This window comes from Actinophytocola sp. (assembly GCF_035942955.1).
GTDB lineage: Bacteria > Actinomycetota > Actinomycetes > Mycobacteriales > Pseudonocardiaceae > DASYTH01.
This window is the reverse complement of record NZ_DASZCQ010000030.1, coordinates 46,728-73,084: the sequence shown is the minus strand read 5'-3', so window position 1 is coordinate 73,084 and position 26,357 is coordinate 46,728. Positions and strand designations below refer to the sequence as shown.

Sequence of the window (26,357 nt, the reverse complement as noted above, 5' to 3'; positions counted from 1 at the left end):
CTACGCGCCTTGGCGAAGGTGTCGGTGATGCGGTTGCCGCGGATGCACCCACACATGCTGCGCCACACCTACGTCACCACCATGCTCGACGCCTGCGTCGACCTACGCGACGTCCAAATCGCCGCCCGCCACGCCGACCCCAGAACCACCATGCGCTACGACCGAGCCCGCACCAACCTCGACCGCCACCCCAACTACATCCTCGCCGCCTACATGGCCAGCGGAACCTGAACACACCGTCCTGCCGATGTGCGAGTGCGACTGCATGCTGGCCAAGCTGGGATTCGGCAGAGCCCGGCATCGCTGAGCCGCCGCAGCCCCAGTAACGCTGCGTCACCGGGCAGCGATCATGCGGTCAGCATGGAAAGAAAGGACTCCCGGTGAAAGTTACGGCCGATACGTCTGATTGCAAGATTATACTTGGCAACAATGGAATTACATTTCATATTTCCGACGAGAGTGGCAATCACATCGGCCATCTCCGCATCGGACAGGCGACCGTAGAGTGGCGCAAAGGCAGAATACGTGAAGGCAATGGGAAGAAGATCAAGCTGCAACAGCTAATCGAATTGCTCGAGGCGCAGAAATAATGCTCAGCCCTATGTGCGAAATCGTGACCACGGGCTGTATCTCCGATTAGCTGAAGTAACGATTAGCCCTTGCTGTGCGGCATGTACTCACATGCCGCGAGCGGTGGGTTTTCGTCACGGTGCGAGTTGGTCGAGAGTGCAGTTTGGGATGGCGATCCAGCCTTCTCGCTGTGCTGCGGTGTGTTGGTCGGCTGGGGGTGGTGTGGTGAGGTTGAGTGCGGCTGCCCTGGCGAGCAGGGCGCATATGACGGAGTCCAGGATGTGATCGCTGTGTCGGCAGGCCTGCTCGTGGTGTCCGAGGTGGAGCCAGGGCGCGGCCTGTTGGAGGTGGTCGACCAACGCGTCGAGCGAGCCGCGGCCGCTGTTGCGCTTGTAGCGTCGGTAGGGCAGGGCCCAGTGCTTGAGGCCGGCAGCGGGGTACACCTCGACGATGAGCCCGGATCCGGCCCGGTTGATGGTGTGACCATGTCGGGCGAGCAGTACTTGGAGCCGGGCAGAGCGCATGGCGGTGATGCCGATCCGGTCGGTGGCCACGCTCAGTGGGGTGATCCCCAGGGTGGATCGCACGTGTTCGTCGGTGCCGCGGTAGGCCAGGGATCGTCGCCAGCTGCCGCTGGGCACGGCATCGGGGAGCACCAGCCTGTACTCGTGGTGCGCGTTGAGGAACTCCAGAAAGGCGTTCGGCCATCCCAGCGGGCAGTCGATGCCGACCTTGTCGGCCTCCTGGGCGTGACTCAGCACGACCTCGTCCGTACCTGGCAGGTCGGCGGCGACAACCCGGGCAACCGATGATCCCCACTCGATCACAGCGATCGCCGTGTTGATCGGCTCAGCCGCCAAGTCCACACCCACCGTGCGCATGAGTCCCGATCCTGCCCCACGCTGTCCAGAGCCGACCCCGCACCTCCATAGCAAGCACGCTCATGTCGATGTGCGGGGTGCTCGTTGAGGGGTTGTTGCTCGGCGCCGAGTGGCCGCTGGAGACGGGACCGCCGAGGCGGTCGACCGGGACCGCCGCCGGAGCAGCTTCCCTGCCGCTAGAACGTGTTCTAGTCTGGTTCGGTGGTTCCTGACGTGCTGGCTGCGGCGACGTTGGGCCCGGTGCACCTGCGTAACCGGGTACTCAAGGCTGCGACGTTCGAGGGACGGACCCCGGATGGCCTGGTAAGCGATGCTCTCGTGGACTTCCACCTGGGCTTCGCGCGCGGTGGCGTCGGGATGACGACGGTCGCCTATCTGGCCGTCTGCGCCGAAGGTCGCACCCATCGCGCACAGATCCACGTGCGCGAGACGGCCCTGCCCGGTCTTGCCCGCCTGGCCGACGCGGTCCACGCCGAGGGTTGCGCGATCAACGGGCAGCTCGGGCATGCCGGGCCGGTAGCGAACGGACGCGCCAACGGCGTGCACGCGATCACCGCGTCAGCCATGCCCAGCCCGCTGTCGATGCAGATGATGCACACGGCGACCGAGGCCGACCTAGCGCGGATCACGCGAGCGTATGCATCGGCCGCGCGTGTGCTGGTCCGGGCCGGGTTCGACTGCCTGGAAATCCACATGGCGCACAGCTACCTGATCAGCGCGTTCCTGGCGCCCAGGCTGAACCGCCGCAGGGACCGCTGGGGCGGTTCCCTGGAGAACCGCGCGCGGCTGGCCCGGCAGGTGGCCCACGCGGTGCGCGACGAGGTCGGCAACGAGGTCGCGGTGATCGCGAAGTTCAGCCTGAGCGACGGCTTCAAGGGCGGGCTCGGCACCGCGGAAGCGATCGAGGTCGCCGCATGGCTGGAGTCCGACGGAACACTCGACGCCCTGGAGCTCAGCGGGGGCAGCTCGCTGATGAATCCCATGTATCTGTTCCGCGGCGAGACCCCGCGGCAGGAGTTCATCGCCGCCATGCCGCTACCGGTGCGCATCGGCCTGCGCACGGTCGGCCGACGATTCCTGAAGGAATACCCCTACCAGGAAGCCTTCTTCCTCGACAAGGCGCGTCGCTTCCGGTCCCAACTAGCGATGCCGCTGGTGCTGCTCGGCGGCATCAGCCGCCTGGACACCATGCACAAAGCGATGGCCGAGGGCTTCGAGTACGTCGCCGTGGGACGGGCGCTGCTGCGCGACCCCAACCTGGTCAATCGCCTGGCGGCCGGCACCGCGTTCAATGCCTGCATCCACTGCAACCGTTGCGTACCCACAATCTACGACCCAGCAGGAACCCGCTGCACCGTTCTGGAAGAAGCCTAGCGCTGCCACGATCTCGCTCGGCCCACCGCTGCCAGCCGAACGCGGAGTTGCTGAACGCACGCTTCTGCTGCTGGGCGCCGGGCAGGTGGTACAGGCTGGAGAGCCGGTGCCGCTGACAGCTGTGGACGGGAGAGGGTGTGTTTTCCGGTGATGTCCAGGTTCTGGTTGCCGCGGCGAGCGAGTTGGTGATAACACCGCGCCGTAAGCGGTGGGCGCATCTCTCGTTGTGTGTTCTGGATGCCGTGTTCTCGATCAACGCCCGTTACGGCGGTGTTGTGCGGGTGTGCCACCGCCACGCCGAGCATGCCGGGCTGACCGAGCCGCTGCTGCCCGTGGCCGACGTCGACCAGGTGGTCGGCACCGGCCGGAAAGAGCCGGTCATCCGGTTCGTCGAGCTGGGTCACCAGCTGGGGCCGGAGCACTTGGCCGGCCAGGTCTTGCGCAACCGAGGCCGGACCAGCGCCCGCGGCGGCATCCTGAAGGCCGACGCCGCGATCCAATACGCCCAGATCCTCGCTACCGCCGCAATCCGGCGCCTCGGCGACGTGGCGGCGCTGCTCGTCAGCCCGGACACGCTCACCGAAGTCGAGGCGGCCTTGCGCACGGTGCCCGGCCACGGCCGCGGCGCCCACCTGTCCTACCTGTGGATGCTCGCCGGCGACGACCAGCACGTCAAACCCGACCGCATGGTGCTGCGCTGGCTCACCCATCACCTCGGCCGCGACGTCGACGTGCCAGAAGCACGCACCCTGCTAACCCAGATCGCCAACCACCTCGGACACACACCATGGGAACTTGACCACGCCATCTGGCGCCACCAATCAGGCAGATCATGAACAGCCCCAGAGTTGACCGAACGCTCATGCCGATGTGATCACGTTTGCTCATCCGCTAGGCCGATGGCCCGGTCGTTAGCGTCTATCGGTGTGTTCGTGGGTGGTCGCGCTGGCGGCCAGTTCGACTCGGGAGGTCAGTCCGAGTTTGCCGAGAATGCTCGATACATGGGATTGGACTGTGCGCCGGGACAGGACCAGGTGGGTGGCGATGGGGGGTTGGAGTGTCCTTCGGCTACGAGAGCGGCGATCTTGCGTTCGGTGGGGGTGAGTGCGTCCCAGCCGGTCTTGGGTCGATGGCGTGGACCGCTGATGCCGTCACGGATACCTGTCTGGCGGATTCGTTGCCCGGCTCGGCCGGCGTCTCATGCGGCGTCGAGCCCGGCGTAGAGGTCGAGGGCGGTGTTGAGCGCGGTGCGGGCTTGGTTTCTGCGGCGGCCGCTACGGTGGCGGGCCGTCCGGATGGTCCTGTGCGGATTGCCGATCATGTGGTGCTCCCATTGCTGCTCGCTATAGCAGCGCGGCGGCTCTTCAGTGTAATTTCAACAGACTTACACGGCTGTCGCTACGGGAGTGTTGATGGCGACGTGCAAGGGTGGTTTGGGTGAACTTTATAGACCATACCACTGATTCGTTCATGATGCACCGGTGAAATAGAACCGTTGAACTGAGATTATTGGCGATCGACAGCGCCGCTTAACTGCGTCCAAAGCAGTGAAATCGGATCCGAGAGGAAGGTAACATCAATACACGATAGGCCGAACCGGAGTCGAGACATGGCCAACCTGGATCTGCTCCCATCCAGCGAATATGTGGCACAGTTACCTCGCACACGCACGCCCGCCGGGCTTTCGCGCGGCGACGAGCGATCACGTGCTGCAGGTCGAGCCGTTCCCCAAGCCGAACGAGGACTCTCCGGCGGGACGATGAAGGGGGACAAGACACCCTGGATGACGGCGATGCGTGAACTGGACGAAGATCTGGGCTTCGTCCGGACCCTGAGCCAGCTTCTGGTCATCGAGCGCATCCCGCCCGACAGCGACAGCCTGCCTGAGCGCGTGGCGTTCGTGGTCGACGGCAGCCGGATCGACGATAAAGACCTGGACGGTCTGGTGTTTAGTCCGGAGCTCGCGTCCGACCAGCTGTGTACAGCGCATGACGTCCGGGATCGGGCCACACCGCTGCTGACCAACCGGTTGGCCACGTGCTTGGTGGCCGTCCGGTCCGACGCGACCGTAGTGTGCCAGCGAGCAAAGCGCGTGGTCTGATGTCCGCGCCGTACTCCCTGTCGGAGAATCTCGCGAGGATCCGCAAAACGCGGAACCTCTCGCAGGAGCAGCTGGCGGCCGCAGCCGGGGTGGCCGTGGACACCGTGGCCCGCATCGAACGCGGCGAGCGGCAGACGACCCGCCCGTCGACGGTGAACAAGCTGGCCGCCGCGCTCGGCGTCGCGCCCGCCGTGCTGCTCGGCGTTCATGCGCCGGCGCACGGCCGTGATGCGGTCGGCGGCGAGCTGCGTCAGGCCATCACTGCGACCTATGAGGTGCCGGGGCTTACCGACTTCCCCGAGCCAGCCGAGGTGCTGGGACTCGACGAGTTGGCCGGCACCGCGCACCGGGCCTGGCGAGCCTATGTGGACGGTCGGCACGGCGAACTGCTGCACGCCTTGCCGTCGCTGCTGATCGACGCGCGCCGGCTGGCCCACCACAGCACTGGCGACACAAAGGCCGCAGCTCACCGGGTGCTGTCCATCGCCTACCGGCTCGGTGCCGGCATCGCCGGCCGGTTCGGGCTCGAGGACCTGGCCTGGACTGCAGCCGAGCGGGCGCTGCATACCGCGCGGTTGTCCGACGCTCCGGATCTACAGACCGCGGTATCCTTGCGATACCTGGTATGGACTCTGATCCGGCAAGGCCGCACCGACGAGGCCGAGCGCATCGCCGTGCGCGCCGCCGAACGTATCGAGCCCAGTATGCTCGACCACGACCCCAATCGCGCCGGCGTGTTCGGCAACCTACTGTTCAACGCCGCAACCGCCGCGTTGTGGGGCGGCTTCGGCGACCGGGCCAACGATCTGCTCGCCGTCGCGCACTCCGTGGCCGTACGCGCCGGCCGCGACCGCGCCAACGAGATGTCGATCTTTGGGCCGCGGGTTGCCGCGTTGCAGGCCGTCGACCAAACCGTCCGGCTCGGCGACCCGCATACCGCACTGCGTATGGCTGACAGCATCCCAGCCGCCACCTGCCATATACCCGCCTTCTGGGAAGCCGGCCACCAGCTCGTACTTGCCGCAGCAGCCACCGAGCTACGCCACAACCGCCTCGCCCTGACCTACCTCACCAAAGCTCGCGACCTAGCCCCCGACTGGGTCCGCTACCAACCGCTCGGCGTCTCCACGATGCGCCTGCTCGTCGACCGCGCCGCCCGCCGCCGCGGCAAGGACTTCGCCGCCCTCGCCGCGCACTACGGTGTCGTCAGCTAACGCCCCGCGGAGACGAGCCCAACGTCGACGTGCATACACCCCGGCGAACACACGCTGCATCCCACCTGGCGGATCACATCCAAATCATCGATCTGGTCCACACCAGCGGCCATCCCCGCCACACTCCGCCGGCCGGGTTCGTTCCGGTCGACGGCACCGGCTCGCTGGTAATCGTCACCTGATCAGTGACCAACTCCGACAAACCAGCGTCTGACACGAGCGACGCATGGCCCAGGCAGCCGCAGCGGTCGGGAAACCGGAGACGTTCGCCGATACGTCTCAATCCGCCATCGCACGATTGTCGAGCGGGAATGTGGAGCCGGGGTCGACCGTGGGAAGGCCACATCAGGCCTCATGGCCCGGCCGGCGAGACGCACATTACGGAGCTCCGACACCGTGTGCGCGGATGTAACATCACGATCGTCGACTGGATCGACGATGACCACCGTGCCAAAAGATCGCGACCTGCTAATGCTCTGACCACGAACGTCGGCGGGGTGGTGACGCGCTGGACGATTTGGCAGATGATCGTTGGGCGTCAGGCTGGCGGAATGGCAGAGCCAGTTCGAGCGCGGGGCTGCGCGGCCTCGCCGCAATCAGAGGAGCTGGTCGTCGGTGGAGACACGGACCCGCGTGATCCGATGTTGGTTTGTCAGGGGCGTCGGAGGTGCTGCGGAAGATCGTGATGTGATCACGTTGGCCGCGACGAGGATGACGAACACGATGGCGAGGGTGCGGTGGCCGCGGGCGTAGATTGTGATGGTTGCCGCGCCGAACAACAGTGCTTTGATCACCGGCTTGATCAGGCTGTCTGGCTGGTGCGTTGGCCCCATCATCGTTGATGTTCGGTCGTGCAGCGCGCGGTGGCCGCGCTGTGGTGGGATGATCGGATCCGGCCCCGACGAAGGTACGTAGTGCTCCCGAAATGTGCCTCGATCGGGTTCGTCCAGGAGGCGTAGGTAGGGATGAGCACAGCTCAACCTTGTTGCCCGCGCCCCGGCTCGGATCTTCTCGCCGCGGTGTGCGGACAAAGTTGTCCAGGATGATGTAGATCGGCGCGGTCGGGTCGGCGGCGCGGATGGACTGAGTGTGGCCAGGGTGTTCCCGACGGACTTGCGCCGGCGCACCACGCCCCACGTGATGTCGTCGCCGACGCAGCCGCAGCCGTGGAAACTGCCGCACACCATGCAGCTCGCGATATTCGCAGGTATCCGACCGGGCAAGATCGCCGTAAACGCCGCCAGATCGTCACCGGTGTGATCCCACCACGCTGCGGATACCTCTTAGTCTATCGACTTTCACACCCTCCGATTAGTTGTTAGTGGCTCTACGGAGACTTTCCGAAGGTGAAGGTCGTGTAGCACAGGCAACTATCCTGCTGAGGCGGGGAGGCAAGCGCTCACTGCAGTCGAACCCTAGCGAGGAGCACACGCACGCTCGGTAATCGACGAGGACAGCCGGCGTCGCCCGTTCGAGTATTCCTTCCTGACCGATCTGGCGTCTGCTGTCAGGTTGTGTCAACATTTCTAGCCTGTGAGACGAGAAGCGGTTAGCAAGTGGACACTAGAGGACTACATGCGCTTGGCTGGCCCTCGGTCTCTCAGGTAAAGAAACAAGCTGGCGGTACGGGCGATATAGACTCGCCTGCATTCATGTATCTACTTGCCGCGTTACTCTTATTTCGGAAGGGGAGTGGCGCGCTTAAAGTAGTGCTGTTCTCAGGAAGGATTGCTGTGAAGAATCGCACGCTCGCAGGTTCATTCATTGGCATTGTTGCCATGGTCGCGGCTCTGCTGCTAGGTGGTGCTACGGCGCAGGCCGCGACTGGTACCGGTACCGGACCCGACGGCGCCGGATGCTCCCAGCATGCGCTCATGGTAGTCTGTGAGCTCGACTGGAACATCTTCATTCTCAACGATCCCGACGTAGTCGTTGAGATCGAGAAGGCCCTCAGCGGCGACGAGTTCGAGATCTTGAATAATGCCCTCAAGGATGCCGAAATCCTGAACGACCTCACGATCGACGTAGATCTGATCGAGGCCGTGGTGGCGGACGTACTGGACGTGGGCACTGATCAGATCATCACTATTCCCTGCGCGATCCAGGCACACACGTACTGCTGATCTACGAACAGTTCGCAGAACGGCAGTGGCCGCTGATACTCTCGGAGGTCAGCGGCCACTGGTCGTGCCGCGCTCCCGTTCCGGGTGCAAGGATATGAGCCGAAGCCGACGTGCCTCGGGTTCATCCCGATCCAACTAGGCCCAACGATGACTTTGTTGCAACCGCAGTACGTGAATCACGGCGATACCTATGTAAGGGCTCATCTATTCTTCGGCGGCCACGGCGGATGACCTATGGTTACGAGGCTGGCAAGGCAGCAGATGATGGTCAAAGCCGACACGTCCTAACGTGCTACCCGCTCGCCTCAAACACTCACGCTTTCCCACGACGCCGCGGCCAGGCGGCGAGCCTGGCGCAGCTCGATAGCGGCGGCTTGGTGGGCAGGGTCGGTGACGCTCTGATGTCTTGCCCAGCACCGCGCATGCCGCGCGACTTCAAAGCCATGGTAGGTGACCACCACCTCGTCCAGATCAGCGCTGATCTGGATTCGCCGGCCGACCGTGGTGGGTGCACCGAGTAGTCGTTACCGTCCAGCCGCACGTAGTGGTCTCGCGGCAATCGGGCAGTCGACTTCCACCCGATCACCGGCGCCACCGGAGGCAGTTCCAGCATCGCTGCCCGGTCCGCCGCCCTGCGGTCGACGGGGCCGGCGGTTCAGCCGGCGGTGCTGGCGTCGGTTGGCTCGGGCCAGCCAGTTGGCGAGCTGGCTGTTGAAGTCGGCCGGGTTGGTGAAGCCGCGGCCGGGCAGGAAGGAGGTCTCCAGATAGCCGTTGGCCCGCTCGACCAGCCCCTTGGCTTCGGGGTCACCGGGGCGACAGTGGATGACCTTGATCCCCAACGTCCCGCGGAAAGCGTTCATCGCCTCGGTCAACACCGGCCGCCCACCTCGCCACGATCCGACCGCGGACTCGTTGTCCCAGACCAGCGCCTTGGGACCCGGCCCCAGCCCTTGATCAGCCGACCCGTTCCATGATCACGCTGGGGGTATCTCCGGGGACTCCGCCAGCAGCGGCCGGACCTGCGGCTCGACCGCATCCACGATCGACCCCTTCGGCGCTCGCACATACTTCGGTGGCTCGAGGCACACCAGCGCCTTGCGCACCGTGTTCCGAGCGATCCCGAGCCGACGGGCGATCACCTTGATCCCCATCCCGTCGGCCCGATGCAACCGACGGATCTCCGCCCATCCACGTTGAGCACTCCCTCAAGATCAGAGAGGGTTAAGCCTCACCCGGAACGAGGGGGTCAGTATTCAGGCGGAACCGACAGACGATGTCACTCCGATCCGAAGGTGCCTGCGTAGCGCCTTCGCCGAGATCAGACGTCAATGCTGTCGCCAACGCTCGGCGTCGGAGGCCGAGCGCGCTGCAACAGCTCGCCATCTGCCACGATCCGTCCTGTGCAGCGTGAGTGACGCCGATTCGCGCTCACGGCGGCCACCCGAGGATCTGGGTCCCAGGCGAGCGGATCCTCGCCGAGCTGGAGGACCATGACCCACTGCGGCACTGGCAACACGTGACCCCATTGGACGAAGAGATCATCTTAAGTTTATGGTGTATTTTGGACTTGGAGAATGCTACCCTTGGCGCCCTCACTTGCCAGTCGTTTCGAGGAAGTTCTGACGGTGCCCTGCATCGACTTGTCCAGGATTTGGCCACAAACCGCCGCAGCGCTGTTAGCGGAAATGGCAACCGATCTTCAAGGTGATTTCTCTCTGTCAGTTTATGAGACCGGACGGTTAGTTCGGTACGCACCGTCACTACATGGACACGCGCGGCGAGTGTATTTCCTCCTCAACGAACAGCGGTCGGACGGCAGTTGGACCGGGCAGAACAGATATGGTTTGGTGCCAACGCTGAGCGCAACAGAAGCATTGCTGTCTGTTGTGCGGAACCCGCCTGCGCAGAGCAGACCACCGATCCGGCGGGGCGTGTTGACCAGCTCGGTCCACCGCGGATTGGATGCGTTGTTCCGACGATTGAACGTCGATGAGCCGGCGCCGCTGCCGGACACGGTTGCGGTGGAGATCGTCGTGCCGAGCCTGATCGCCGAGATCAATTCCCACCTGGACCAGGACCTACCGATCGGGCTGGAGGAATGGCGAGGGCGCCGGTTGATACAGCACCCTGGGGGAAACATACGGTTGCTGGCCGGTCTTCGCGCGGCGGTGGGCCGGGGCCATCCGCTGCCGATGAAGCTGCTGCACTCGCTGGAGATTTACGGCGACGCGGCTCGGGGAGCGCGGTTGATCGACCCGATGCGGTGCAACGTCGGCTGTTCACCCGCGGCCACTGCGGTGTGGTTGGGCGACAGCGAGGTGCGGGCCGGATGCCATCCGGGGGTCCGCTATCTGGAGGCGGTGCAGCGCCGCGGTGGCGGTCCGGTGCCGGTGGCCGCACCGCTGGCGGTCTTCGAACGGGTCTGGGTGCTGTGCACGCTCGCCGGGGCGGGCTTGGTGCCGCGCCCGTACCGCGGCCTGGTGCGCAGTCTGCACGCCGCGTTCGGCGAGTTCGGGGTGGCCGGCGGACCCGGCCTGCCGCCGGATGCCGACGACACCGCCACAGCCCTGAGCGCATTGGCGCGGCTGGGCAGTCCGCGTTCGCCGGAGGTCTTGTGGGTCTACCGGGCTCACGACGGTCACTTCGCCTGCTTTCCCGATGAACGTACCCCGTCGACCAGTACGAATGCCCATGTCCTGCAGTCCTTCGGCGACTGCCTGCGGCTCGACCCGCCGCAATGCACCCGCTACGCCGACGCCATGGCGCGAATCACCGCCTGGCTGTGCGAACGCCAGGAGGCCGACGGCAGCTGGTCGGACAAGTGGCACGCTTCGCCTTACTACGCAACGGCTTGCGCGGCCTTGGCGCTAGCCAGGTACGGCGGCGACCTGGCGACCGGCACGCTGGCCAAGGCGGTGGACTGGCTGCTGGACACCCAGCGCCCGGACGGCTCATGGGGACGGTGGGCTGGCACCTGTGAGGAGACCGCCTATGCGGTGCAGGTGCTGGCTCGGGTGCGGACTGTCCATGCCGGCGAGGTGACCGGCCGGGCGCTCGGTCGGGGTTGCGAGTGGCTGCGACGCGACGGCGAGCCGCCGTATCCCCCGCTGTGGCACGACAAGGATCTCTACACCCCGACCCGGATCGTGCGTGCCGAGGGGCTCGCGGCGCTGCGCCTCGCCGCGAGCAGCCCGCACTTCGCGCCGGCCGAGTTCCGCCCCGTCGGAAAGGAGTCGAGATGAGCTGGCCGGAACTTCGCCTTGCCGTACGCCCGTTACCGTTCCTCGAGTCTACAGTGGACTCTGCAACCAGGGTCTTGGAACTACGCCGCCGGCCGGCGCCGAAGCTGCTGGTTTGGCACCCGGAGATGGTCGATTGGATCTTCCGCTCGGACCAGACAATGCGCCATCCGGGCGGCCGCAGCCTCGTCCCGATGTTCGGCGCCCGCTCCCCGCTGTGGGCGGAGGGTTCCAGGCACGCCGCCTACCGCCAGGTGCTCGGCACACCGCTGCGCGGGCGCAGGCTCGCCGATCAGCACGACATCATCGCAACCACCGTGCACGCGGCCATCGACGCGCTGAGACCGGGCACCGAGATCGGGCTGATGGCCTGGACCCGGGCCATCACGCTACGGGTCATCGCCCGGATCGTGCTCGGCCGGTTCGACGAGGACCTGCTCGACGCGATCACCGCCTGGATCGACAAGGCGTTCGGCGCCAGACACCGCACGCTCGCCTACCGCTACCTGCTGGGCGGCCTCCCCAGGCCCGGGGCCGAGCTGGACCAGGAGCTGATGCGGACCGCCAAGGCACACACCGATCTGTACCCGCCCACGCTCGCGGCCCGCATGCTGTCCGGCGACGGACCGCTCGGCGCGATCGACGACGCGGAGTTGCATGACGCGGTCGTCTCGATGATATTCGCCGGACACGAAACCACCGCCGCCGGTGCGGCCTGGACGCTGTACTGGCTGGATCGCAATCTCCCGATCCAACGGGAGGTCCGGGCCGAGCTCGAGGCCACCGGCGCGGACGGCGCGGAGGCGGGCGAGGTCCCGCTGCTGCAGGCCACAGTTCTCGAGATGCTGCGGCTGACCCCGCCGGCCATGTCGGCCGAACACCGGGTGCTGACCGAGGACAGCGACCTGCCCGGCCGAACCCTCCCCGCCGGCACGATGGTCACCCCGGCGATCTACCTCGCGCATCACAATGCCGAGGTGTTTCCGAGCCCGCGCCGGTTCGACCCCCACCGGTTTCTCGGCAACCGGCCGCCGCTGCAGTACTACTTCCCGTTCGGCGGCGGAACCCGGTACTGCCTGGGCAGTCAGCTCGCCCAAACGGAGATCCGGATGATCACCGCGGCGGTGCTACGTCGCCGGATTTGGCGCTGCGTCAGTCCGAACACCGACGTCCCGCGGCTACGTGGCCAGGTCTTGGCGCCGGCCGGGGCGCGGATGCGCGTGCTCTCGTGCCTGGACTAAGCCATGACCACGGCCTGGCGGGACCTCGCGCTCATCCATCGCCTGGAGTTCCCGCTCCCGGTCAACTACGTGTGCTATGCGAGCCTAGGCGCATGCTTCGCGGCCGGCGGCGTCCAGCCGTTGGGCGATGTCTCCGTGCTCGCGGCGATCGTGTCGAACCTGTCGCTGATCGTGGCACCGCAGGCACTCAACACCGCGGCCGACGTCAGCACCGACGAGCGACACCCTGAGCGTGGCCGGCTCACGAGCGCCGTGCGGCGGTTCGGGCGCGACCGCATCGTCCGGTGCGCCGCGGCAGAGTTGGCCGGCGCGGTGCTCCTGGCCGGGCTGGTCTCGGTGTGGTCGGGCCGCCCGCTGATCGTCGCGGCAGCGGTGCTGACCATTGCGCTCCAGGTGCTCTACAACACCGAACCGGTGCGGTTGAAGCGCCGCGGGCTCACCGGCGTGACCGCGTTCTGCGCCGCGACGGTTCTGTTGCCATTTCTCCTGTCGTACTGGGCGGTCCGGCCGGATGTCGACACGGCGGCCTGGCTGGTCGTGGCGGGCCTGTGGATGCTGGCCGCCGGGCGAATGACGGCGTGGTCCATCCCCGACCGTGCCGCCGATGCCGCGACCGGCATGCAGACCCCGCCGGTGCGTTACGGCATGGCCGGCGCCGTGGCGCTCTGCGCCGCCCTGCTCGCCGCCGGCCTGGTGCTCACCGGCTGGGGACTCTGGGGACGCTACGGTCCCTGGTGGGCGCTGCCCCTGGTGGCTATGCAGGCGACGTTCCTCGGCGGCGCCGTGGGCCTGCTGCGCCGTCCCGGCGAGGCCGCCCGCGTGAGCAAGGCGCACATCCTCCGGCGAATGACGCCGCCGGTGACGATCGGCACGGTGGCGCTGTCGGTCACCCCGCTGGTCGCCGGGCTGGACCGACCGCCTTGAGCCGCAGCGGCCTCATGGTTTGCGGCCGACGCCGGCGAAGATCGGGTGCCGCTCCGGGTTGATGCCTGGATCGTCCGTTGGATCCGGCCGCCAATCGACGATCGGGACGATGCCGGGTTCGACCAGCTCGAGCCCGGAGAAGAAGAGGGCCACCGAGGTCCGGTCCCGGAAGGTCACGTCCGGTGGCCGGCCGAATTTCATCTGGCTGAACATGGTGATGCCGGTCATCAGGTGCTCGTCGGGTCCGTAGTGGGTCAGCGCGAGGTAGCTGCCGGGACATGTCGCGTCCAGGTACGCCGTGATCATTCCGGCTGGATCATCGGAGTCCGGGATGTGCTGCAGGATGGCGATCGCCAGCACCGCGACCGGCTCGCTGAGGTCGAGCAGGCACCGCGCCCGCAGGACGTCCAGCACCGTGCCCGGCTCCCGGATGTCGGTGTCCAGCAGCGCCGCATTGTCGTTGCCGGCCAGAAGTTGATGGCAGTCGTCGACGATGCTGGAATCGCGGTCGACATATACCACGCGTGCCGCGGGATCTTTGTCCTGGGCGATCTCGTGCACGTGCCCGGCGGTGGGCAGGCCGGAACCGAGATCGAGGAACTGCCGCACTCCCTGGTCCATCAGATAGCGCACCATCCGCCGCAGGAGCTTCCGCTGAGCGCGGACCAGGTATGGAACGTAGGGAGCGGTGATCGCGACGCGGTCGGCGAAATCGCGGTCCACCTCCCGGTGATGTCGACCCCCAAGCCAGTAGTCGTCCATTCGGGCGATGTTGAGCGCGCCGACGCCCTGCTCACCGCCCGCTGCCTCGATGGGGAGCGCCATTCAACCTGTACCGTTCATCCGCGGAGATCAACAGCTTGCCACAGTGCGCGGTCGGCAGACCAGCGTTCACGGTCACTAGTCCAAATGGCGGACATGCGCCCTGACGCGGCTACCGTACGTCGACCATTATGTCACGACTTGCGGCCGAGACCGGCCAACACGGCAGCCTCGGCGGGCGTGCCGAAGGTGATCTCCGGTGTTCCTGGCCCGGTTTCCTCCGGGTGCCACAACGGGGTCCATGTGATACCCGGCTCGACGAGTTCGAAGTCGCCAAAAAGACCGGCGATCTCGGCCCGGGTCCGCCAGATCGCTGGGCTGCGGTTGGTCAGGTAGGCCCGGCTGGTGTCGGCAAGCCCGGCCTTGACGTGATCGGGCACGCCGTCCTTGGTGGCATGCGAGAGGGCAAGATACGAACCGTTGGGCAGCAGCTCACGGAAACGTGCAACGGCCTGGGATCCGATGTCGACACCGTTGGCGTCGAGCTGGCGCAGGTGCAGCACAGCGATCATGAGCAGGCCGACGGGCCGCGCCGCAGCGATGAGACCAGTGTCGTCAATAGCGCGCCACAACCGGCCGGGATCGCGGAGATCTCCATGGATGGCCGCGTGCCGACCGGGTTCACCGTCAGCCGCGATAATCGCCCGGGAATGGGCAACCACCTCGGGGTCATTGTCCACGTAAACCACCGTGGCGGCACCGGGGGCGACCTCGTCGGCCACCGCGTGAGTGCTGCCCATGGTGGGCAGCCCGGACCCGATATCGACGAACTGCCGTACGCCGAGCCGCACCAGACGACGAACGGCGCGGTGCAGGAAAATTCGGTTCGCCCTCGCGATGGAACGCACTGACGGGAAAGCTGCCAACACCACATCACCGAACTGCCGGTCGACCGCGCGGTGAGCCGTGCCGCCAAGGTAATAATCGTAGACCCTGGCCACGCTGGGCGTTTCCTCAGTCATCGGTCCTCTCAGCCGCGAAGCGCGTGACGTTGCCGACCCATGGTTGGATCCTAGTACTCCAGGCGACTTCGTGGTTGGGTCGTCCGGCGGCGACCGCGAGGTAGACGTGGGTAATCATGACCGCCACTCGTCAGTTGTTCCGGTTGGTGCGCAACACAAGTAGTAGGCCCAGCCCGTACTCGCTTTGCTGTTGCGGATCAACGTGTAGGAGCATCTGGCCGGCCAGCACGGTCTTGGAAGGAAACTGGACCATCCTGGCGACTTGGTCGAGACCCCTTTCACCATGGAATACCCAACGCATGTATCCGTGACCGGCAGATCGTGCAGATTCGCTTGCCGGACGGCTGCTCATTCCATGGATAGACCTTGCCGACCAGTGTTCGTTCGCATAGCGAAGTTGTCCCGTTCCTACTCGCATGGAGTTCGCCGGCGGGGACGAGTTCGCCCCGAACTACCCGCTGGTAGAGGTGGCCGACGAACAGGGTGATAGGATAACCGTTGATGGCGTGGCCTCCTCACTGAAGGGTGGTCAGTAGCATCAGTGGCAAGGTCTTGCACCTTGACACGTACGGCCGAGGTCATCCGACGATGTGCCAGACCTCGCGCACAACTCGACTGACCCTCGCTGCCGACCGGATCATTGTTGGCCAAGCAATGAACTCAGTCGCCGGCGTCGTGGCGACCAGCAAGTGCGCTGCCTGAGACCGCAGGCCCGGGTCTTCCGGAGGGTGTTCCATGGTTGATCGGGTTACGCCTCGCGGGTCCTTGTCGCACAATATTAGTGGTTGGTGGTGAGTTCTAGTGGATGAGGCCGGCTCGTATGGCTTGGGCGACCATTTGTACGCGGTCGCTGAGACCTAGTTTTGCGCCGATGTGTGATAGGTGTGTTTTGACTGTTAGTGGGGATAGGTTCAGGGCGCGGCCGATCTCTTTGTTGGATTGGCCGTCGGCGACGAGTTGGAGTACCTGGAGTTGTCGGGCGGTCAGCTGGTGGGCGTTGTGGTAGGGGGTGGAGACTTGGGTGGCGATGGCGATGGCCGGCATGATGGTCCGATCGGCGTAGAGGTCGCCCTCGGACACGGGGCGGGGGTTGTCGATGGTGATCGGGAGGGATCCCGGTTTGAGTAGGTAGGCTTGCGCGCCTGCTTGCAGGGCCGCGTGCGCGGTGTCGGGGTCGTCGGTAGAGGTGAGCACGACGATCCGTGGCCAGCCGCGGCGGCGCAGTTCGGTGATGAGGCCGATGCCGTCGCCGTCGGGGAGTTCGAGGTCGAGAATCGCCAGGTCACGCGGACCGGTGGCCAGTGCGCGAGCTCTGGCCCCGGCCAGCGTGGCGACCTCGTGGATGGTGCGCGCTCCCAGCTGGATGAGCCGGGCAGCTATGGCCTGCCGCCAGCGGGGATGGTTGTCGATCAGTAGTACCGAGGCCAGGGCGTCCGGCAGTGGTGGTGACGGTGAGTCAATTCTGGCTACCAGTTCTTGGAGTCCGTCCCGGATGTCGAACCAATGGGGCTCGACCTGGGTGCCGTCGGGTGGTTTACCGCGGTCATCACGTGTGGGCGAGGCAGTGGATCGGCCCTGTCGGTGATGCAGGTCCGCGGCTGTCTGGGCAGCGAGGGTGACCACGGAGCGAGCGTTGTCCCGTTGGGGTCGCGACTGCCGATCAGGCCACTGCGTGAGCATGACGGCATAGGCGTCTTGGGTGGCGCGACGCGCAATCGTGGGCTCGTCGGTCTTCTGTATGGCGGTGGTCAATGTCCTGCGCACGGTCGCGGCGTAGAACACCTCGAACGAGTGAGGAATCCCGGCAGTGGTGTGCAGTTGTGGTGTATGCCCAGGGCGCACGATCTTGTTCACCTTCAATGCTCGTCCAGACTGTGCAGGAGGTGTTGTGGCCCCCGCCCCGCCGGGGAGGGCGGAACGGGGCGGGGGCCACAACGGGTTGACCGGCCTGAGGGGGGCTTAGCCGGTCAGGTCCAGGTGGATAGGGATCGGAGTCGGCCGGGATGCCTGGCCGGGGACTGTGTTACCGCCTGATCAATTTTTGCGGTGGTGACAGTGCATAGGTCGTCGAATTGGCAAGCGGGGCCAAACACCGCTGGTCCACCGTCTGGGGTAGGTTTGCTGCGCAGCCTCGCATTCGCCGTCACACGCACCTATCAGGACCGGCACCACGAATCCGACACTTACCGGTATCCCGAAGCGCCTACTTTTGTGCATCTCACATCGTTCCTGAACTGAGACTGTCGCAGAGCGAGGTATTCTATGCGCGCCACCGGCCCGTCCGAGAAGCAATGCGGATGGAATCGCGGTATCGGCGCCCGTGCCTCACCGAGGTGACCATATGTGTAACACGCGGCAACTCGGCGTCTCAAACTGGTGGAACCGCTCTCACGCGGCGGTTACCAGCGACGATCCAGTGTTTGCCCAGGTGACACGATCGGGCCAGCTTCACCTGAATAGGTGACACAGCCCGGCAGGTGCCCAACTTTCGGTGGCATGGCGGGATCCCGTCTCGAGCAGGAGACTCGCGCGGCGACAAGGGGATCAATCACCATCCCGCCGCCTCTATCGTGACCCCCGTCCGAGCGTACCGGTGGATGGTCGAACACTGCACCGCCTTTCGCATTGGTTCCAGCGCCTGGGGCGACCATGGGGTAGAACCGCAACGACGCCCATCACGCGGGCAGACGAACGGATCGGCGGGAGACCTATACGAGGGACTGCAATCTCGACCGCGTAACTGTCCAAAGTAGGGAGTAAATCGTGACTGACGAGGGACGGGCCCAGACGCGCCGGCGGAGCCGGTGGATGAGCGGGGGTCCGGGAGTTGGCCGGGTGGGTTCGGCCGAGGGCTTGCAGATGACCGGTGAGGGCGGGTTGGTAACCGACTACCAAGTGGGTGTTCGAGTCCGCGCTCGAGGGCGAGCTGGATGAGGCTACGGCAAGCACGACCCGGCCGAACGCAACGGCGGGAACTCCCGCAAACGGCAAGCGGGCCAAGACGGTGCTGACCGAGGTCGGGCCGGTCGAGCTGGAGGTGCCGCGGGACCGGGACGGTAGTTCACCCCGCAGCCGGTCGGCAAGCGGCAGCGCCGCTTGTCCGGGGTGGATGACATGGTGCTGTCGCTTTCGGCCAAAGGGCTCACGCAAGGCGAGATCAGCGCACACCTGGCCGAGGTGAACGGGGCGCAGGTGTCCAAGCTAGCATCAGCACGATCACCGATCAGGATGTGGTGCCGTATCATGAGGCCCATCCGGGAATTCGGATTCGCCTGAACGTGGAGTATTCACCGCGACGCGCCTACCGGTGGTCTGGCTACCATTGCTGAATGTCATCGGTAGAGTGCTCGGTGAGGACTGGCAGGGGCACAATAAGAACGCCGAGGGACAGGCAGTGATCGTGACCAGAGGGAAGACCGACCCCGTCACACATCCTTTTCGAGATGAGTGCGGTGTCCTTGCGCATCCGGGGTCATGTCCGCTGTCACCTCCCTCGACGGACGAAACGAGGGCACACTGTGGTAGGCATAGAATCGGCATCCACGATTCTCTCAGTCGATGACCCTGCGTGGCCAGCGTAGTCCAACGCCGACCAAGCCCGTTTAACTCGCTGCCGGGATGCGCCGGCGGGGGAGTGGAGACGGCGTAGTCGCGTGATCAGCTCAGGTGTCGGTATCTTGTATGGCCGCGGACTCAAGGCGGCTGCCTGCTGAATTTTAGCTGGTAGAAGATTGACCAGAAGTAGCTCTGGAAAGGGTTATTGAACAAGTTCGTCACAGAAAGCTGCCCGAATCAATACCGGCCGGCATCTGAGGCGGCCGGGCGTCAGTTGTGGTGGTCGTTGTCGGGGTGTGGCGATCTGGGGTGGCGGTGGGTGGCGGCGCGGTTCGGTGATCAGGTCGATCCCGCTGCCGTCGGGGAGTCGAGGTGAAGGATCGCCAGATCGCGGGGTGCCGGTGGCCAGCGCGTGTGCTCGGGCCTGGGTGATGGTGGCGGTCTGGTGGACTGTGTCACGCCCATCTGGACGAGTTGGAGAGCTATCAACCACCGCCATCGGGAATGGTTGTCGACCAGCAACACTGAGGACAGCGTGTCCGGTAGTGGTGGCGACGGTGAATCAGTCTTGATCATCAACTCGTGGAGGCCGTCGTCGAGGTCGAACCTGTATGGCTGGGCCGTGCTGTGGCGGGTTGTCGAGAGCGGGGAAGGCAGGACAGCCGCCTTATCGGTGACACGGGTGGGTGGCTCGTCTGCGCGGCCAGGGTGATGACGCAGCGGGCGTTGTTCTATTCGGTTCGGGTTTGCCGGCCGGGCCATTGGGTGAGCAGGACGGCGTAGGCGTGCGGGGTGGTGGGGCGGGCGCTTGAAGGCTCTTGGTGTTGTGTAGGGCAGTGGTCAGTGTCTGCCGGGCTGTCACGGCGAAACAGAGCACCTCGAACGAGTGTGGAATCTCGGCGGCGGTGTGCTGTTGTGGGCGATGTCTAGGGCGCACCATATGTTGTTCGCCTTCCATGCTCGCTGAGGCCAAGCGGGAGGTGTTGTGGCCCCCGTCCGACGGGGTGACCGGTGCGAGCGGGGGCCACAACGGGTGGACCGGCAGGAGTGCGGAGCCGGTCACGTCTCTGCTGGCCGAGTACCGGGGTGGGTCGGCGCAGCCTATGCAGGCAACGCTGGTATCGCTGTCGTCGCATGTGGGTATGAAGGTTGCTGGCCTTCGCCCCTACGGGATGGCGCCCGCACGGAGGCTGAGCGATAAGCGTGCCGCCTTATCATTCCAATTCTGGTACGGATGCTATCTGTCTTCGCGTGGATCATCCGATCGTCATCGTGCCGGTTGGATCGAACCAACTGTTGCTATTGTGACAGCTGGCATTGAGCATTCTCACAGGCGTCAGCAATCCGCTACAGGATTACCGTGGTGGAATCGGAGTATTGGCACCGCCTCTCGACGATGCGGTGGTATGTGTAACACGTGAGAACTCCGCGCCTCAACTCGGCTGAATGCCCTCTATGCCGTCGACCACCAGCACCGACACAGTGTTTGCCCAGGTAGCACGATCGAGTAAATTCACCTGATTAGGTGACGCAGCCTGACGACTTGCTACCGTCAGTGGCACAAAAAGATCATCTCTCGACCAGCAGCCCCGATCCGGGCGGGTCGCCTGCCAGCCTGATGGGACCATCGGTTTGCCATGAGCATGGGACCGGGTTGTATCCGGTCGCGGGCCGGGTGTTGATCGTGGCCGACGACCGGGCTGGTGGTCAATCCGGGTCGGTTGGCCGCGGCTGGCTTGCCGAGCCGTGGCTCCTGCCTCAGAGTCCTCGCTGCAGGTGAGCTGGACGCGCACCTGAGCTACGGCAAGCACGATCCGGTCGGCCGCGACGGCGGGAGCTGGCGTTCACCTACCGCCTGCTGGTCCGGAAGCACGCCCCACGTGCTCTTTGAACCGCCCGGGTTCGGTAGAGACTCGTTGCTGGGTCAGGCGACCAGACTGGTCAGGTCGCCGATGTGCGCCTACACGAGGACCACCGCAAGTCGATCTTCCTCCCGGCAGTGGGCCGTCCCCGCCACGCTCGCGGTCGGCCTGGCGATCGGCGGGGTCAACGCCGTGCTGACGGATCGTCGTATGGCGGTCCGCTTCGTTGCGAATGATGCTTAATCGTGTTGGCGCGTACTCTGTGATCCGCTCAGCTCACGTCAAGGCTCGCATTCCCGCTACGAAGGGGGCGGAGCATCATGAGGACCGCCCGACGGCTGCTCGCCACCACCATGATCGTCTGGCTGGCCGTGCTGGGACTGGTGCCCACCACGGCGCAGGCCGCGCCGGCAACCCGGTACGACGGGGTCCTGCCGAACGGCGCGACCTGGATCGCCGACGTGCCGGCGAACTGGAACGGCACGCTGCTGCTCTACAGCCATGGCTACAACCCCGGCCCGGCGAACCCGCCGGTCAACAGCCCGGATCCGGCCAATGCCGAGGCCCTGCTGGCTCGCGGCTACGCGCTGGCCGGCTCGTCGTACTCCCGCCCGGGGTGGGTCACCGACACCGCGGCCCGCGACCAGCTCGACACCCTGCAAGCGGTCACCGCGTTGATCGGCCGGCCCCGCCGCGCCGTCGCGCTCGGCACGTCGTTCGGCGGCATGATCACCGGGCAGCTCGCCGAACGCGGCGGCCGGCGGCTCGATGGCGCGGTCGCCACCTGCGGCCTGATGGGCGGCGGGATCGACCTGCACAACTACCAGCTGGACGGGTCGCACGCGCTCGCGCAACTGCTCCTGGCCGGGCAGCAGGTGAAACTGGTCCACTTCGCCGACCCCGCCGAGGCCTTCGCTACCGCGGGTCGGATGGTGGCCGCGCTCGATCAGGCGCAGGCCAGCCCGGAAGGCCGTGCTCGGATCGCGTTGATCACGGCCTTGTTCCAGGAGCCGGCGTGGGTCGCGGGGCAGCCGAAGCCGGCACCCGGCGACATCGAGGCGCAGCAGGTAGGCCGGTATCAGAACTTGCGCGCGATCCTGCCGTTCATCGTGCTCGGCCGCTTCGACATGGAGCAGAGCGCCGGCGGCAACCCCACCTGGAACACGGGCGTGAACTACCGGCGGCAACTGGCCGAGTCGGGGCTCCTTGCCCAGGTGGCGCAGCTGTACCACCGGGCAGGTGCCGATCTGCACGCGGACCTGAACCTGCTCACGCATACGGCGGACGTGACGGCCGACCCCGCGGCCTACCGCTGGATGCTCGACACCTCCACCCTGACCGGACGGTTGGACATGCCGGTCCTCACCCTGCACACCACCGACGACGGCCTTGTCCCGGTGCAGCACGAGGAGGAATACGCCGACGACGTTCACGCCAGCGGTTCCGGCGCGCTGCTGCGGCAGGCGTACGCCGACCACGCGGGACACTGCGCCTTCACGACCGCCGAGCTGGTCGCGGCGGTGGTCACCATGGACAGGCGCATCGACACCGGGCGCTGGGACGGACTGGCCGACCCGCACCGGATGCAAGCCCTCGCCGATTCGCTCGGCCTCGGCCCGGCCGCGTTCATCAGGTTCCACCCACCGGAGTTCCTCGGCGACCGCCCCGCACCGGTGCGATGAGGGACCCTTCATCCCAGGGGGCCGGGCTCGCTGTCCGCGATGGGCCTGAACTTCGGTGTGACCGGTGTGCTCTACAACAAGACGCTCGCCGAGCGGATCGGGATGACGGCTCCGCCGGCCACGCTTGCGGAGTTCGACGAGCTGCTCGCGAAGCCCAAGCAGGCCCGGCGCCACGATCGACACCCCGGCCCGGCCACCGTGCTCTCGAGGATTGGTTGCGCCGCAGCGGTTTCACCGACCTGGCCGACGACATCAGCAGCCGGTTCCGCGCTGTGGGCACACTCCGCTTCGCCGAGTACGTCGACGCGCCGCAGGACTGCGTCACCGCGCCGACACCTGGACCGCCAGCGCCAACGACCAGTCCAACGTTCTCGCCTGACGGGCATCGCGACGTGAGGAGGGTGCCGCTAGAGTACGGCCGACCGCTCGGTAGCGCCGCCGGTGGACTACCCACACAGCCGCCATGCGAATGCCTGTGGGTCCACAATGGACAGACTCGCACGGTGCGGCTGGTGCGCGCCGGCGGTTGAACGTACGCAGAAGCGCCCGTTGGCTCCGCCGGTGACGCCAAGATCATTTCCGGACATACGCCGGTCGCGACGGATCCAAGAAACCTTTCGGCGCAGGGAAGCCCCGAAAACGCTTTCGGGGCTTTGTGATCGGCATATCGCCGGAGGTCGAAAGGTCTTTCGGGAACAGCCGTCGAATCTGGAGCGCGGAGCGAGATCGCGGACCTCCTTCGCGGGTGTTGACCGTGACAACTCGCGTGGCTACCGTGAGGGGACGTCCGATCTGCCAAACGGTGTTCGGAATATCGAACCACTCTGGGAGCGCTCCCAGAAGGGTGGCTTCGACGTCGGGGGTTTGCGGTGTCTGGTCGTCACGTGCGGGGGGTCTGGGCGTCGGTCCTCAACTTCCGTCGCAGCAGCAGCACCCGCGTGGTGACCTGGCCGTGCAACGGCCGGAACAACCAGAGGTGGACCGCCAACTCCAACGGGTCGATCCGCAACGCCGGTTCAGGACTGTGCCTGGACGTCAATCAGGCGGGAACGGCGAACGGATCAACCGTGATCATCTGGGGCCTGCCACAGCCATCCAACCAGACGTGGGTCCGCGCCTGAACCGGAAGGACAACACGATGATCATCGGTCGACGATTGTTCGCCCTCGTGAGGTTCCCACTTCTGGCCGTTGGTCTGCTTGTGCTGGCACTGTTTCCGGCCGTAGCCAAGGCGGACAACCCGATCATTCAAACCATCTATACCGCCGATCCGGCGCCGCTGGTGGTCAACGGTCGGGTGTATCTCTATACGGGACATGACGAAGACGGCTCGACGTTCTTCACCATGCGGGAGTGGCGGGTGTGGTCGTCCGCCGACATGGTGAACTGGACCGACGATGGCTCCCCGCTGAACCTGGCCAGCTTCGCGTGGGCGGACGCCAACGCGTGGGCGGGCCACGTCGTCGCCAGGAACGGCCAGTTCTACTGGTACGTTCCGGTGCGGCAGCGGTCGACCGGCGCGATGGCCATCGGGGTCGCGGTGTCGAGCAGTCCCACCGGGCCCTTCCGCGACGCACTCGGCCGTCCGTTGGTGGCAAACGGTGAGATCGACCCCGCGGTCTTCATCGACGACAACGGGCAGGCCTATCTGTACTGGGGCAATCCGAACCTGTGGTTCGTGCGGTTGAACCCCGACATGATCTCCTTCTCCGGCGGCCCGACCCAGATCCCCCTCACCACCGCGGGGTTCGGCACCCGCACCGGGGATCCGAACCGTCCGACCCTCTACGAGGAGGGGCCCTGGGTCTACAAGCGCAACGGGTTGTACTACCTGGTGTTCGCGGCGAGGTGTTGCTCGGAGTTCATCGCCTATTCGACGGCCCCCGGCCCGACCGGACCATGGACCTTCCGGGGCACGATCATGCCAACGCAAGGCAGCAGCTTCACCAACCACCCGGGCGTGATCGACTTCAACGGCGGTTCCTACTTCTTCTACCACAATGGCGCGTTGCCGGGCGGCGGCGGCTTCACCCGCTCGGTCGCCGTGGAGCGGTTCACCTACAACGCCAACGGCACGTTCCCGACGATCAACATGACCACGGCCGGTCCGCCCCAGGTGGGCACCCTGAACCCGTACGTGCGCCAGGAGGCCGAAACGATCGCCTGGGCGTCCGGCGTCGAGACGGAACGTTCCAGCGAAGGCGGCATGAACGTCGGATGGATCGAGAACGGGGACTGGATCAAGGTCAAGGGGGCCGCGTTCGGCGCCGGCGCGGCGTCCTTCACCGCACGGGTGGCCTCGGCAACCAGTGGCGGAAGGATCGAGGTTCGGCTGGACAACGTCAACGGCCCGCTGGTGGGAACGTGCGCCGTCCCGGGTACCGGTGGTTGGCAGACCTGGACGACGGTCTCGTGCTCGGTGAACCGGCCAACGGGAACACACGACCTGTACCTCAGGTTCGCCGGCGGAACCGGCTTCCTACTCAATGTCAACTGGTGGCAATTCTCGGGAGTTGCGTGATGCTGAGGCATAAATCGTTCTTCGTGCCGGTCGCGGTCGCGGCCCTGCTTGTCCTGTCCACGGCTGGCCCGGCCAGCGGCAGTGGCGTCGGCACAACCCTGGGAACCCCGGATGCCCGTGCCGCCGCGGCGACTCCCGGATGCGGCAGGAGCCCGACACTGACCAGCGGTACGCACACGATTCAGAGCAGCGGCCGGAATCGGACCTTCATCCTGAGGATTCCCGACAACTACGACAACAACCGCCCGTACCGGTTGATCTTCGGGTTTCACTGGTTGAACGGCACCGCGGTCGATGTCGCCACGGGCCAGACCGTGCTGCGGGATGTGTGGGCCTATTACGGACTGCTGCGACTGTCCAACAACAGCACCATTTTCGTGGCGCCCCAGGGTCTCAACAACGGCTGGGCCAACACCGGCGGGGAGGACGTCACCTTCGTCGACGACATGCTCAGGCGGATCGAGACGGATCTCTGTGTCGACACGACCCAGCGTTTCGCCACGGGTTGGAGCTTCGGCGGCGCCATGTCCTACGCCCTCGCGTGTGCCCGGCCGACCGTTTTCCGTGCGGTCGCGGTCCTGTCCGGCGCACAGCTCAGCGGGTGCAGCGGCGGCACCACGCCCGTCCCCTACCTCGGGGTGCACGGCATCAGGGACTCGGTGCTCAATATCTCCTTGGGACGGTCGCTGCGCGACACGTTCGTCAGGAACAACGGCTGCACCGCCCAGAGCCCGCGCGAGCCGAGCCCGGGCAGCCTGACGCACATCGTGACGGCCTACTCCTGCCGAGCCGGTTTTCCGGTGGTGTGGGCGGCGTTCGATGAAGATCACAACCCCGCTCCGGCGGACGGGGTGCCCGGTATCAACGGCTCCCGGACCTGGGTCCCGGCAGAAACCTGGCGGTTCTTCACGCAGTTCGACACCACCCCGCCGCCACCACCGCCGGGGAACGGCACCTGCCGGGTCACCGACACCGTCGACGCCTGGAACACCGGCCTGACCTCGAACATCACCATCACCAACACCGGAACCACCGCGATCAGTGGCTGGTCGCTGGTCTTCACCCTGCCCGGCGGCCAGACCATCACCTCCGGCTGGAACGCCGGCTACGCCCCGACTTCCGGGCAGGTGACGGCCAGAAACGTGTCCTACAACGCCGACATCGCCCCCAACGCGTCGGTCAGCATCGGCTTCCAGGCCACCCACACCGGCAACACCGCCGAGCCCTCCTCGTTCACCCTCAACGGCGCGGCCTGCGCCACCGCCTGATCGGGATCAAGATGTCGG

21 protein-coding genes and 2 pseudogenes are annotated in these 26,357 nt (G+C 65.9%); 15 read left to right on the top strand and 8 right to left on the bottom strand.

What is annotated here, in order from left to right; genetic code table 11:
* A partial coding sequence (locus VGX25_RS02570; RefSeq protein WP_326915911.1) for a site-specific integrase occupies window positions 1–231 on the top strand: 231 nt, incomplete at its 5' end.
* A 116-nt stretch (window positions 232–347) separates the two neighbouring features.
* Here VGX25_RS02570 and VGX25_RS02565 read toward each other — a convergent pair.
* Both VGX25_RS02565 and VGX25_RS02560 read right to left on the bottom strand, forming a co-directional pair.
* A complete protein-coding gene (locus VGX25_RS02565; RefSeq protein WP_326915910.1) occupies window positions 348–557 on the bottom strand; it encodes a hypothetical protein in 210 nt (69 codons plus the stop codon).
* Between the two features lie 147 nt (window positions 558–704).
* Window positions 705–1,451 (bottom strand): DUF429 domain-containing protein, encoded by a 747-nt coding sequence (locus VGX25_RS02560; protein ID WP_326915908.1) that lies wholly within the window; start codon window positions 1,449–1,451, stop codon window positions 705–707.
* A gap of 201 nt (window positions 1,452–1,652) precedes the next feature.
* Between VGX25_RS02560 and VGX25_RS02555 the strand changes: the two genes are divergently transcribed.
* Both VGX25_RS02555 and VGX25_RS02550 read left to right on the top strand, forming a co-directional pair.
* Window positions 1,653–2,825, top strand: coding sequence for an NADH:flavin oxidoreductase (locus VGX25_RS02555; protein ID WP_326915907.1), 1,173 nt, complete (start codon window positions 1,653–1,655; stop codon window positions 2,823–2,825).
* A 137-nt stretch (window positions 2,826–2,962) separates the two neighbouring features.
* Window positions 2,963–3,661 (top strand): hypothetical protein, encoded by a 699-nt coding sequence (locus tag VGX25_RS02550; RefSeq protein ID WP_326915906.1) that lies wholly within the window; start codon window positions 2,963–2,965, stop codon window positions 3,659–3,661.
* Between the two features lie 75 nt (window positions 3,662–3,736).
* Here VGX25_RS02550 and VGX25_RS02545 read toward each other — a convergent pair whose 3' ends face one another.
* Window positions 3,737–3,859 (bottom strand): LuxR C-terminal-related transcriptional regulator, encoded by a 123-nt coding sequence (locus VGX25_RS02545; RefSeq protein ID WP_414635703.1) that lies wholly within the window; start codon window positions 3,857–3,859, stop codon window positions 3,737–3,739.
* Window positions 3,860–4,434: 575 nt separating this feature from the next.
* Between VGX25_RS02545 and VGX25_RS02540 the strand changes: the two genes are divergently transcribed.
* Entirely contained in the window at window positions 4,435–4,926 is a 492-nt protein-coding gene (locus VGX25_RS02540; RefSeq protein WP_326915905.1) for a hypothetical protein, read from the top strand.
* Window positions 4,926–6,140, top strand: a complete 1,215-nt coding sequence (locus VGX25_RS02535) for a helix-turn-helix transcriptional regulator (RefSeq protein ID WP_326915903.1) — start codon at window positions 4,926–4,928, stop codon at window positions 6,138–6,140. The genes VGX25_RS02540 and VGX25_RS02535 overlap by 1 nt, the downstream gene beginning before the upstream one ends.
* A gap of 596 nt (window positions 6,141–6,736) precedes the next feature.
* Here VGX25_RS02535 and VGX25_RS02530 read toward each other — a convergent pair.
* Window positions 6,737–6,934 (bottom strand): hypothetical protein, encoded by a 198-nt coding sequence (locus VGX25_RS02530; protein ID WP_326915902.1) that lies wholly within the window; start codon window positions 6,932–6,934, stop codon window positions 6,737–6,739.
* Window positions 6,935–7,873: 939 nt separating this feature from the next.
* Here VGX25_RS02530 and VGX25_RS02525 point away from each other — a divergent pair.
* On the top strand, window positions 7,874–8,263 hold the full coding sequence (locus VGX25_RS02525; protein WP_326915901.1) for a hypothetical protein: 390 nt from the start codon (window positions 7,874–7,876) through the stop codon (window positions 8,261–8,263).
* Window positions 8,264–8,589: 326 nt separating this feature from the next.
* Here the strand turns inward: VGX25_RS02525 and VGX25_RS02520 are convergent.
* Window positions 8,590–9,450 (bottom strand): annotated as a pseudogene (locus tag VGX25_RS02520) (Mu transposase domain-containing protein); the annotation flags it as partial.
* Between the two features lie 594 nt (window positions 9,451–10,044).
* Here VGX25_RS02520 and VGX25_RS02515 point away from each other — a divergent pair.
* The 3 genes from VGX25_RS02515 to VGX25_RS02505 are packed head-to-tail and all read left to right on the top strand — an operon-like array spanning window position 10,045 to window position 13,667.
* The gene (locus tag VGX25_RS02515) at window positions 10,045–11,505 is read left to right on the top strand and encodes a prenyltransferase/squalene oxidase repeat-containing protein (RefSeq protein WP_326915900.1); all 1,461 of its coding nucleotides are present in this window, start codon (window positions 10,045–10,047) and stop codon (window positions 11,503–11,505) included.
* On the top strand, window positions 11,502–12,743 hold the full coding sequence (locus VGX25_RS02510; protein WP_326915899.1) for a cytochrome P450: 1,242 nt from the start codon (window positions 11,502–11,504) through the stop codon (window positions 12,741–12,743). The genes VGX25_RS02515 and VGX25_RS02510 overlap by 4 nt, the downstream gene beginning before the upstream one ends.
* Window positions 12,744–12,746: 3 nt before the next feature.
* Complete coding sequence (locus VGX25_RS02505) at window positions 12,747–13,667, top strand: UbiA family prenyltransferase (protein ID WP_326915898.1); 921 nt, start codon at window positions 12,747–12,749, stop codon at window positions 13,665–13,667.
* Between the two features lie 12 nt (window positions 13,668–13,679).
* On the opposite strand, the gene VGX25_RS02500 is transcribed toward VGX25_RS02505, so the two are convergent.
* From VGX25_RS02500 to VGX25_RS02490, 3 genes are all read right to left on the bottom strand, one after another.
* Window positions 13,680–14,492: an SAM-dependent methyltransferase gene (locus VGX25_RS02500; protein WP_326915897.1), complete on the bottom strand. Its 813-nt coding sequence runs from the start codon at window positions 14,490–14,492 to the stop codon at window positions 13,680–13,682.
* 131 nt (window positions 14,493–14,623) lie between these two features.
* Window positions 14,624–15,451: an SAM-dependent methyltransferase gene (locus VGX25_RS02495; RefSeq protein ID WP_326915896.1), complete on the bottom strand. Its 828-nt coding sequence runs from the start codon at window positions 15,449–15,451 to the stop codon at window positions 14,624–14,626.
* A gap of 798 nt (window positions 15,452–16,249) precedes the next feature.
* Window positions 16,250–16,810 (bottom strand): response regulator transcription factor, encoded by a 561-nt coding sequence (locus VGX25_RS02490; protein ID WP_326915914.1) that lies wholly within the window; start codon window positions 16,808–16,810, stop codon window positions 16,250–16,252.
* A gap of 1,540 nt (window positions 16,811–18,350) precedes the next feature.
* Between VGX25_RS02490 and VGX25_RS02485 the strand changes: the two are divergent.
* From VGX25_RS02485 to VGX25_RS02460, 6 genes and pseudogenes are all read left to right on the top strand, one after another.
* Window positions 18,351–18,727: pseudogene (locus VGX25_RS02485) on the top strand (transposase).
* Between the two features lie 2,461 nt (window positions 18,728–21,188).
* Window positions 21,189–22,550, top strand: a complete 1,362-nt coding sequence (locus VGX25_RS02480) for an alpha/beta hydrolase (RefSeq protein WP_326915894.1) — start codon at window positions 21,189–21,191, stop codon at window positions 22,548–22,550.
* 39 nt (window positions 22,551–22,589) lie between these two features.
* Window positions 22,590–22,946 carry a hypothetical protein gene (locus VGX25_RS02475; protein WP_326915893.1) on the top strand — a complete coding sequence of 119 codons (357 nt, stop codon included), beginning with the start codon at window positions 22,590–22,592 and terminating at the stop codon, window positions 22,944–22,946.
* Window positions 22,947–23,419: 473 nt separating this feature from the next.
* The gene (locus VGX25_RS02470) at window positions 23,420–23,671 is read left to right on the top strand and encodes a ricin-type beta-trefoil lectin domain protein (protein WP_326915892.1); all 252 of its coding nucleotides are present in this window, start codon (window positions 23,420–23,422) and stop codon (window positions 23,669–23,671) included.
* Window positions 23,672–23,688: 17 nt separating this feature from the next.
* Entirely contained in the window at window positions 23,689–25,071 is a 1,383-nt protein-coding gene (locus tag VGX25_RS02465) for a glycoside hydrolase family 43 protein (RefSeq protein WP_326915891.1), read from the top strand.
* On the top strand, window positions 25,071–26,339 hold the full coding sequence (locus tag VGX25_RS02460) for a cellulose binding domain-containing protein (protein ID WP_326915889.1): 1,269 nt from the start codon (window positions 25,071–25,073) through the stop codon (window positions 26,337–26,339). The genes VGX25_RS02465 and VGX25_RS02460 overlap by 1 nt, the downstream gene beginning before the upstream one ends.
* Window positions 26,340–26,357 lie beyond the last annotated feature (18 nt).

Coding starts and splice junctions, on each gene's coding strand:
- VGX25_RS02560 (WP_326915908.1), bottom strand. CDS start 1,451: ATGCGCACGGTGGGTGTGGACTTGGCGGCTGAGCCGATCAACACGGCG.
- VGX25_RS02540 (WP_326915905.1), top strand. CDS start 4,435: ATGGCCAACCTGGATCTGCTCCCATCCAGCGAATATGTGGCACAGTTA.
- VGX25_RS02535 (WP_326915903.1), top strand. CDS start 4,926: ATGTCCGCGCCGTACTCCCTGTCGGAGAATCTCGCGAGGATCCGCAAA.
- VGX25_RS02510 (WP_326915899.1), top strand. CDS start 11,502: ATGAGCTGGCCGGAACTTCGCCTTGCCGTACGCCCGTTACCGTTCCTC.
- VGX25_RS02505 (WP_326915898.1), top strand. CDS start 12,747: ATGACCACGGCCTGGCGGGACCTCGCGCTCATCCATCGCCTGGAGTTC.
- VGX25_RS02500 (WP_326915897.1), bottom strand. CDS start 14,492: ATGGCGCTCCCCATCGAGGCAGCGGGCGGTGAGCAGGGCGTCGGCGCG.
- VGX25_RS02495 (WP_326915896.1), bottom strand. CDS start 15,451: ATGACTGAGGAAACGCCCAGCGTGGCCAGGGTCTACGATTATTACCTT.
- VGX25_RS02480 (WP_326915894.1), top strand. CDS start 21,189: ATGAGGACCGCCCGACGGCTGCTCGCCACCACCATGATCGTCTGGCTG.
- VGX25_RS02475 (WP_326915893.1), top strand. CDS start 22,590: ATGGGCCTGAACTTCGGTGTGACCGGTGTGCTCTACAACAAGACGCTC.
- VGX25_RS02465 (WP_326915891.1), top strand. CDS start 23,689: ATGATCATCGGTCGACGATTGTTCGCCCTCGTGAGGTTCCCACTTCTG.
- VGX25_RS02460 (WP_326915889.1), top strand. CDS start 25,071: ATGCTGAGGCATAAATCGTTCTTCGTGCCGGTCGCGGTCGCGGCCCTG.